At 73.3% G+C, this 8909-nt stretch carries 6 protein-coding genes; 4 read left to right on the forward strand and 2 right to left on the reverse strand.

The window, feature by feature from the left end; genetic code table 11:
* Positions 1-58: 58 nt before the first annotated feature.
* The 4 genes from FFK22_RS39680 to FFK22_RS39695 are packed head-to-tail and all read left to right on the forward strand — an operon-like array spanning position 59 to position 4514.
* A complete protein-coding gene (locus FFK22_RS39680) occupies positions 59-958 on the forward strand; it encodes an ABC transporter substrate-binding protein (protein WP_221939226.1) in 900 nt (299 codons plus the stop codon).
* Positions 951-2960, forward strand: coding sequence for a Fe(3+)-hydroxamate ABC transporter permease FhuB (gene fhuB, locus FFK22_RS39685; protein WP_138890521.1), 2010 nt, complete (start codon positions 951-953; stop codon positions 2958-2960). Before FFK22_RS39680 ends, fhuB begins: the two co-directional genes overlap by 8 nt.
* 16 nt (positions 2961-2976) lie before the next feature.
* The gene (fhuF, locus tag FFK22_RS39690; protein ID WP_138890520.1) at positions 2977-3699 is read left to right on the forward strand and encodes a siderophore-iron reductase FhuF; all 723 of its coding nucleotides are present in this window, start codon (positions 2977-2979) and stop codon (positions 3697-3699) included.
* Positions 3696-4514 carry an ATP-binding cassette domain-containing protein gene (locus tag FFK22_RS39695; protein WP_138890519.1) on the forward strand — a complete coding sequence of 273 codons (819 nt, stop codon included), beginning with the start codon at positions 3696-3698 and terminating at the stop codon, positions 4512-4514. The genes fhuF and FFK22_RS39695 overlap by 4 nt, the downstream gene beginning before the upstream one ends.
* A gap of 21 nt (positions 4515-4535) precedes the next feature.
* Here FFK22_RS39695 and FFK22_RS39700 read toward each other — a convergent pair whose 3' ends face one another.
* A complete protein-coding gene (locus FFK22_RS39700) occupies positions 4536-8576 on the reverse strand; it encodes a non-ribosomal peptide synthetase (RefSeq protein WP_138890518.1) in 4041 nt (1346 codons plus the stop codon).
* Positions 8573-8909, reverse strand: a 337-nt coding sequence (locus FFK22_RS39705) for a phosphopantetheine-binding protein (protein ID WP_143956938.1), incomplete at its 5' end; no start/stop codon positions are given. The genes FFK22_RS39705 and FFK22_RS39700, both read right to left, overlap by 4 nt.

The following is an 8909-nucleotide window of genomic DNA, read 5'->3' on the forward strand; positions in this document are numbered from 1 at the left end:
CGCTACGGCGAGCCTCTCACCGTATCGGCCACGCTGGGCTACAAATGGTGATCCTTTGATGCTCACCCGGCGCGCGCTCCTCGGCGGGATCAGCCTGGCTCTGGCAGGCCCGGCGGAGATGCGCGCGCAGGATTTCGAACCCATCGCGCGCCGGGTCGCGTGCCTCGACCTGCTGCTGACCGAGACGCTGCTGATGCTCGGCGTCACCCCCGCCGCGGTCGGCAACATCCCGCTCTATGACCGCCTGGTGGCCGAGCCGGCGCTGCCGGACGGCGTGCCGGATCTGGGCCCGCTGCAGGAGCCCAATCTCGAGCTGCTGCAGCAGCTGCGTCCCGACCTGATCCTGGCCCCGTCCTGGGCCGAGGTCGGCCAGGTCGATCTCGAACGCATCGCCCCGGTCGCCTGGCTGCCGACCTTCTCGACCCGGAAACCGGCGCTGGACCATGCCCGGGACCTGCTGCTGCGGGCGGCGGCGCTGACCGGGCGAGACGCCGAAGCCAAGGCATGGTCCGATCGCGCCGACGCCGCCCTGGCCGAGGCCCGGCAGATGCTCGCGCCCTGGACCGACCGGCCGGTCTATGTCGTCCGCTTCAACGAGGATGGGCGTCACGCCGCGATCTTCGGCGGCAACGGCATGATCGGCGACGTGCTGTCCCGCCTCGGCCTGCGCAACGCCTGGACCGGGCGGACCAATGTCTGGGGCACCGTCTCGATCGGCATCGAACAGCTGGCCGGCAATGCCGAGGCCCGGCTGATCCATTTCAACCGCGGCGCCGAGACCGAACGCGCCCTGCGGCAGCTCGCCGCCAGCCCGCTCTGGGCCGCGCTGCCGGCGGTGCGCCAGGGCCGGGTGATCGAGATGCCGGTGGTCTATCCGAATGGCGGCGTGGCCTCGGCCACCCGCTTTGCCCAACAGCTCGCCCGGATCCTGCCGGCGCACGGGATCGCGAATGGCTGACCTCGCCTTGCCCCGGCCGGCCGCGACCGGCCGCCCGGCCCTGCTGGCGGCGCTGCTGATCGTCGCCGCCCTGGCCCTGTTCCTGCATCATCTGCGGGCGCTGCTGCCGGTATCGGAGTGGCAGCAGGCCCTGACCGCCCCCGACCCCGCCGACATGCGCCAGATGCTGGCGCAGTACAGCCTGTTGCCGCGTGTGGCCGTAGGGCTGCTGGGGGGTGCCGCGCTCGGCCTTGCCGGCGTGCTGTTCCAGCAGGCCTTGCGCAACCCGCTGGCCGAGGCGGGGACGCTGGGCGTCTTCGCCGGCGCCAGGCTGGCGCTGATCGCCGCCAGCCTGTCGGCGCCGGCGCTGCTCGACGCCGGGCAGGAGGCCGTGGCCCTGCTGGGCAGCGCCGCGGCGATGGCCCTGATCCTGCTGCTGAGCTGGCGCCACAAGCTGGCGCCGATCGCCGTGATCCTGGCCGGGCTGGTCGTCACCTTCTATCTCGACGCCGGCAGCAAGATGCTGGTGCTGTTCAACCACCAGGCCCTGACCGACCTGTTCGTGTCGCAGGGCGGGTCGCTGAACCAGAACAGCTGGGACGTGGCGCTGACCCTGGCGCCGCGCCTCGCCCTGGCCGCGCTGGCCGGCGCGCTGATGCTGCGGCCGCTGACGCTGCTCGACCTCGACGAGGACGGCGCCCGCGGCCTCGGCCTGTCGCCGGCGGCGGCGCGCCTCGCCGCGATCGCGGTGGCGGTGCTGCTGAGCGCGTCCGTCGCCGCCCTGATCGGGCCGATCGGCTTCATCGGCCTGGCCGGGCCGGCGATCGCCCGTCTCGCCGGCGCCCGACGCTTCCGCGACCGGCTGGCGTGGGGGCCCGCGGTCTCGGCCGGGCTGCTGGCGCTGACCGACCAGCTGGTGCAATTCGTCGACGCCGCCGGCTCGGTGCCGACCGGCGCCGTCACCGCCCTGCTCGGCGCGCCGCTGCTGCTGTGGCTGCTGCGCCGGCTGCGGCCGGCAGCAGGCGAGGCGCGGCCGGACCGTCCTGCGATGTCCGCCGATCATCGTCGCCGGCATCCCTGGCCCTGGGTCGTCGGCGTGCTGCTGGTGCTCGGCCTCGTCGTCTGGGCCGCCCTGGCGCTGGGCCGCACGCCCGAGGGCTGGCGCTGGAGCCTGGGCGGCGAGTTCGACCTGATGCTGCCCTGGCGGATGCCGCGCGTCGCCGCGGCGCTGGGGGCCGGCTTCATGCTGGCGACGGCCGGCGTGGTGCTGCAGCGCCTGACCGGCAACGCCATGGCCAGCCCGGAGCTGCTCGGCGTCTCCTCCGGCGCCGCCCTGGCCCTGATCCTGGCCGCCCTCATCGTGCCTGGCCTGGACCGGCTGGCCCTGACCGCGGTGGCCGGGCTCGGCGCCCTGGCGGCGCTGCTGGCAGTCCTGTCCCTCGGCCGGCGATCGGCCTTCTCCTCCGAGCACATGCTGCTGGCCGGCACGGCGCTGACCACCGTCGCCGGCGCCTTCATGATCGCACTGCTGTTCAGCGGCGATCCGCGCACTGCGCTGCTGCTCGGCTGGCTGTCCGGATCGACCTACGGCGTCTCCGCGCGCGACGCCGCGATCACCTGCGGCCTCGCCCTGGCCGCGGCGCTGATCCTGCCGCTGGCCGGGCGCTGGCTGACCATCCTGCCGCTCGGCGCCGCGACCGCCCGGGCGCTCGGCGTGTCGCTGAGCCGCAGCCGCGTCGCCCTGCTGCTGCTGACCTCGGCGCTGACGGCCGGGGCGACGCTGACGGTCGGTCCCTTGAGCTTCGTCGGGCTGATGGCGCCGCATATGGTCCGCATGCTCGGCCTCCGCCGGCCGACGCCGCAGATCCTGGCGGCCGGGCTGCTCGGCGCCGGGCTGATGGTGCTGGCCGACTGGCTGGGGCGCACCGTCGCCTTTCCCTGGCAGGTGCCGGCCGGGCTGGTCGCCACCTTCGTCGGCGGCACGTATTTCATCTGGCTGATGCAGCGACGGCGGCCGGCATGACCACCGCAGGTGCCCTATGATCGACGCGATCGCCCCGATCTTCAAAGGCCCGCTGGCCGATTTCGCCGACCGACTGGTGCTGGCCGACGACCCGCGACCGGGCATGCCGGGATCGGACCTGCTCGACCCCGCCGTGCTGGGCCCGATCCTGGAGCGCTTCGCCCGGCGCTACGACCAGCCGGAGCCGCGGGCGGTGGCCTCGCAATGGGCGAAATGGCATTTCTGGATGCTGCTGACCCCGGTGGTGGCGGCCAGCCTGCTGCTGGAGCATGGGCTGCCGACCGGTCTCGACGAGGTCGAGGTGATCGTCGCGCAGGACGGGCAGACGACGGCGTTCAAGCTGCCGCATGGCGGCGGCCGGGCCACCCCCGCCGACGGCTTCGAGCGCTTCGGTCCGCTGGTCGATGGCCACATCGAACCGCTGATCCGGGCCCTGTCGGCGCAGAGCGGCGCCACCGCGAAGGTGCTGTGGAGCAATGTCGGCAACCTGTTCGAGAACCTGCTGCGGCAGATCGAGGCGTCCGGCATGGCGCGCGGTCCCGGCCCGGCCCAGGCCCACGCCCTGATGGCCAGCCGCGACTGGCCCGGCCGCCGCGCCAACCCGCTGTTCGAGCCGGTGCGCTATGTCGAGCGCGACGGCGAGCGGAAACGGCTGCGGCGCGTCTGCTGCATCCGCTATCTGATCCCCAGCCTGGACCTGTGCTCGACCTGCCCGCTGGAGAAACCGAGACCGGCATGAACCACACCGCCCCCGCTCCTGCAGCCGAGACCGATACCGCCCCGGCGATGTTCGAGCTGTCGCAGGCTGCCTTCGCCGTCGCCGACCGCACCCTGCTGCAGCCGCTCGACCTCGCGCTGGCGCCGCACCGGGTCACCGGTCTGATCGGCCACAACGGCTCCGGCAAGTCGACGCTGCTGAAGATCCTGGCACGGCAGCAGCCGCCAAGCGCGGGCACCGTGCGCTTCGAGGGACGGCCGCTGCGCGACTGGGCCGACCGCGCCTTCGCCCGCCGGGTCGCCTATCTGCCGCAGCAGACGCCGCCCGCCTCGGGCCTGCTGGTGCGCGAGCTGGTGGCGCTCGGGCGCTATCCCTGGCACGGCGCGCTCGGCCGCTTCGGCGCGATCGACCGGGAGAAGGTCGAGGAGGCGATGGCGCTGACCGACATCGCCCCCTTCGCCGACCGGCTGGTCGAGACCCTGTCGGGCGGTGAGCGGCAGCGCGCCTGGCTGGCCATGCTGGTGGCGCAGGATGCCGCCTGCCTGCTGCTGGACGAACCGATCTCCGCCCTCGACATCGCCCATCAGGTCGACGTGCTGGCGCTGGTGCAGCGGCTGAGCCGCAGCAAGGGGCTGGGTGTCGTCGTGGTGCTGCACGACATCAACATGGCGGCCCGATTCTGCGACGACATCGTGGCGCTGCACTCCGGCCGGCTGATCGCCCGCGGCGCGCCGGACGCGATCCTGCAGCCGGAGCGGTTGCAGGCGATCTACGGCATCCCGATGGGCATCCTGCCCAACCCGGCCGGCGGCCCGCCGATCAGCTATCCGCACTGACCGGCGGGGCGGGCAGCCCTTCTACTGCGCCGCCACCGCCGGCACGGCGTCGACCCGGCGCAGCGCATCCCGCACACCGGACTGGAAGTCCGGCGCGTGGATGATGTCGAGATGGGTGGCGCCCGGCACCCGGGCCAGCGCCGCCACCGGCGCCAGCAGGCTCCAGTCGCGCAGCCGCTCCGGCCGGCCCAGCGAATCCTCGGCCTGCCAGACATGGACCGGCAGGTCGAGCGGCCGGTACGCGTAGCGCGCGGCGCGCAGCCGCTTGTCCAGCATCGCCCACAGCTCGAATTCGCGCGAGGTCAGGTCGGGCCCGTCCACCGGCAGGCCGTCGGCATGGGCCAGGACATGCTCGTCCAGCGCTGCCCGTTCGCTCTCGTCCATCATCCGGAACAGCGACCGCCACTGCGCCACCATGGCCGAGCGGCCGAGCCACCGCTCCAACAGGGCCGCCGCCCGCTGCCGCTCCTCTGCCGCCGGACGCCGGTCGGTGCGGAAGTCGACGGATTCGAAGACGTCGACCAAGCCGAGGAACTCGATGCTCACCCGCCCTTTCAGGCGGTGCGCGGTCTCGAAGGCCAGGTCGCCGCCGGAGGACCAGCCGAGCAGGGCGCAGCGGCCGCCCGCGGTGCGCTCGATATGGGCGGCGAACTCCTCCGCCAGGGCCGCCATGTCGTAGCCGCGCCAGCGCTGCTGGGTATAGACGTGGCTGACGAAGCCGGTGACCGGGCGGTCGCCGTCCAGCGCCGCCACCATCCCGGCGAACTCGGTCGAGTTCACGATCAGGCCCGGCAGGCAGTAGAGCGGCACGCCGGCGCCACCGCGTTGGAGATGCACCACCTCCGGTCCCTTCGGCGGTTGCGGCGCGATCCGGGCTGCGAGGTCTGCCAGGCTGCGGGCATTGAGAATATCGGCCAGGGTCAGCGCCTGCCCGAGCCCCTGCTTGCGGATCCGGGCCAGCAGCTTGAGGCTGAGGATCGAATCGCCGCCGAGGGCGAAGAAGTTGTCGTCGCGGCCGATCGCGTCGATGCCGAGCAGGCCGGACCATAGGGCAGCCAGCGCCTGCTCGGTCTCGCCGCGTGGCGGCTCGCCGGCCGGCTTCGCCGCCTCGGGCGCCGGCAGCGCCTTGCGGTCGAGCTTGCCGTTGGCGGTGACCGGCAGGGTGTCGAGCCGCACCCAGGCGGCCGGGACCATGTAATCAGGCAGCCGGGCCGCGAGCTTCGTCTTTACTGCCTCCAGATCCATGGCTGCCGGCGCCGCGACATAGGCGGCGAGCTGCAGCCGGCCATCCTCCGCCGGCAGCGCCATCACCGCGGCGTCGGCGATGCCGTCGAGGCCGCACAGCGCCGTCGCCACCTCGCCCGGCTCGACCCGGTAGCCGCGGATCTTCACCTGGTCGTCGGCGCGGCCGAGGAATTCGAGGCTGCCGTCCTTGAGCCGCCGCACCCGGTCGCCGGTGCGGTACAGCCGGGCGCCGGGCGGGCCGAAGGGATCGGGCACGAAGCGCTCCGCGGTCAGGTCCGGGCGGCCGAGATAGCCCCGTGCCACGCCGGGGCCGCCGAGATAGAGCTGCCCCGCCGCCCCGGCCGGCACCGGGTTGAGATGGTCGTCGAGAACGTGGGCAGCAGCATCCGGCAAGGGTCGACCCATCGGCAGCGTGCCGGCGGCGCGCCAGGCCTGCTCCGCGGGCTGGCACAACGCGCCGACCGTGACCTCGGTCGGGCCATAGTGGTTGACCACGCGGCAGTCGGGCACGAGCTCGCGGATCCGCTCCAGCAACGGCCAGCCGGTGGCCTCGCCGCCCAGCACCAGCGTGTGGGCCGGCAGCGCATCCTGCGGCCGGCGTGCCTGCAGCAGCGCCTGCAGATGGCTCGGCACGATCTTCAGCACCTCGATGCGCTGCGCCGCCATGTACTCTGCGAAGCGGTCGGGGTCGAAGGCGCGGGCCGGATTGATCAGATGCAGCTCGCCGCCGCTGTAAAGGGCCCCATACAGCACGGTGTTGCCGAGATCGGCGGCGACGGTCGAGACCATCGCCATCCGCGCCCCCTCCGGCAGGTCCAGAACCTGCAGCACGCCGCGGGCATAGTCGGCGATGCCGCCGCGGGTGACGACCACGCCCTTGGGCTTGCCGGTCGAGCCCGAGGTGTAGATCAGGCAGCCGGCCTGGTCGGGCGTTGGTTCGGGCAGCAGGACCGCGGCTTCATCGGTCTCGTCATCGAGCGACAGGCGCAATATCTCGCAACCGAAGCTGTCGGAGGTCTCGGCATCGACCAGCAGCCAGCGGGCGCCGCTGTCGGCCACCAGCTCGGCCCGCCGTTCGGCCGGTGCCGCGGGGTCGAGCGGCAGATAGGCCGCGCCCGCCTTGAGCACGCCGAGGAGGCCGAGCACCCATTCCGGCGTGCGCCCCATCTGCAGCGCCACGCGATCCTCGGGCCGGACGCCGCGGGCGACCAGCCGCCGTGCCAGCCGGTCGGAGGCCTGGTCGAGTTGGGCGCGGGTGTAGGACCTTTCTTCATGACGGATCGCGACCGCTTCCGGCCGCGCCGCCGCCTGCGCCCGCCAGGCCGCAACCAGATCGGCGGGCGGCTCGGCGCTGGCCGTGCCGGAAGCGGAGTCCGGCGCCGGAACCGGCGCGAGATCCGCCAGGCGCCGCTCCGGCGCGGCCACGGCGGCCTCAGCCAAGACCAAAAAATCCCTCGCCAGACGCTCGATCGTCGTCGCGTCGAACACGTCGGTGGTGTAGGCGATGAGGATGTCGATGCCCTCCGCCCGGTCGGTGAAGTCGAGGCTGAGGTCGAAATGCGCGGCGCCGCTGCCCAGGCCGCGCAGCGTCATCGCCAGCCCGGCGAAATCCCCGCCGCCCGGCACGTCGGCCTGTTCGGTGCATTTCACCTGGAACAGCGGATGCACCCCGGCCTGGCGCGGCGGCGCCAGCGCCTCGACCACCATGTCGAAGGGCACATCGATCCGCGTCTCGGCCGCCAGCAGGCTCTCGCGCACCTGGTCCAGCAGGGCGGTGAAGCCCTGGCGCTGGTCGATGACCGTGCGCAGCACCGCGACATTGGTGAAATAGCCGATCATCGGATGGGTCTCGGCCCGGCCGCGATGGGCCAGTGGCGCGCCGATGCGGATGTCGTCGCCGCCGCCGTTGCGCGCCAGCAGCAGCTTGAACACCGCCAGCACGGCCATGAAGGTCGAGGCATTGCGGCCGCGGGCCAGCGCGCGCACCCCGTCGCTGACCAGCTTGGACAGCCGGAAATGGTGCGCCGCGCCGGTGTCGCTGCGCTCGGCCGGGCGCGGCCGGTCTAACGGCAGGTCGAGCGGCGGATGGCTGTCGCCCAGAGCCGCCCTCCAGGCGTCGAGCTGGCGCGCCTCTTCCCCCGCCTCCAGCCAGCTGCGCTGCCAGGCGGCGTAGTCGGCATAGTGCAGAGCCAGCGGCGGCAGGCCGGCGGGCTTGGCGTCGCGCCGGGCCGCGTAGAGGGCGGCGAGATCGCGGATGAGCAGCCCGATTGACCAACCGTCGGCGACGATGTGGTGCAGGGCCAGGACCAGCCGGTGCTCGCGGCCGCCCAGCAGATGCAGCTCGAAGCGCAGCAGCGGCCCGGCTTCGAGATCGAAGGGCTGGCGCGCCAGGGCGTCGGCGAAGGCGTCGCTCTCCCCTGCCGCGCGCAGGTCGCGGACCACGAAGGGCGGCGCCAGCTCGGCATGGAGGCGCTGCACCGGCCGGCCTTCGGCGTCAATGCCGAAGGTGGTGCGCAGCGCCTCGTGCCGGGCGACGAGGTCGCCCGCGGCGGCCTTCAGCGCCGCGGCGTCGAGGTCGCCGGACAGGGACAGGATGCCGGCCATGGTGTAGGCCGGGCTGGCCGGGTCGCGCTGCCAGGTCAGCCACAGCCCGCGCTGGGCGTGGGACAGCGGGAGGTCGCCACCGCGCTCGACCGGCACGATCGGCAGCGTCGCAAAATCCACTCCATGCTCGGCCAGCTTGTCCAGGAAGGCACGGCGGCGGTCCGGCGCCAGCGCGGCGAAGCGGCGGGCGATCTGCTGGGCGTCGACGGTCATGTCAGGTCCTCGAGTTCGCTCATCCACATGTCCATGTCGTCCAGGCGCTGCTCGGCGGGCCCGAGGTCCAGGCTGGCGGCCAGCCCGGCGAGGGTGGGATGATCGAAGAAGTGGCGGATCGGCAGGGCGCGGCCGTGCCGCTCCAGCAGCACCGCCCGCACCTTCATGGCGGCCAGCGAATGGCCGCCGAGGTTGAAGAAGTCATCGTGACGGGAGACATGGGCGAGGCCGAGAATCTCTTGCCAGATGCGGGCAATCGCCTGCTCGGCCTCGCCTTCGGGCGCGGCTCTGGCGTCCGCGCCGCTCTCCCATTCCGGGTCCGGCAGCGCCTTG

Origin of the sequence: Mycobacterium sp. KBS0706, from assembly GCF_005938675.2 — a bacterium.
In the GTDB taxonomy this organism is placed as follows: domain Bacteria; phylum Pseudomonadota; class Alphaproteobacteria; order DSM-16000; family Inquilinaceae; genus Inquilinus.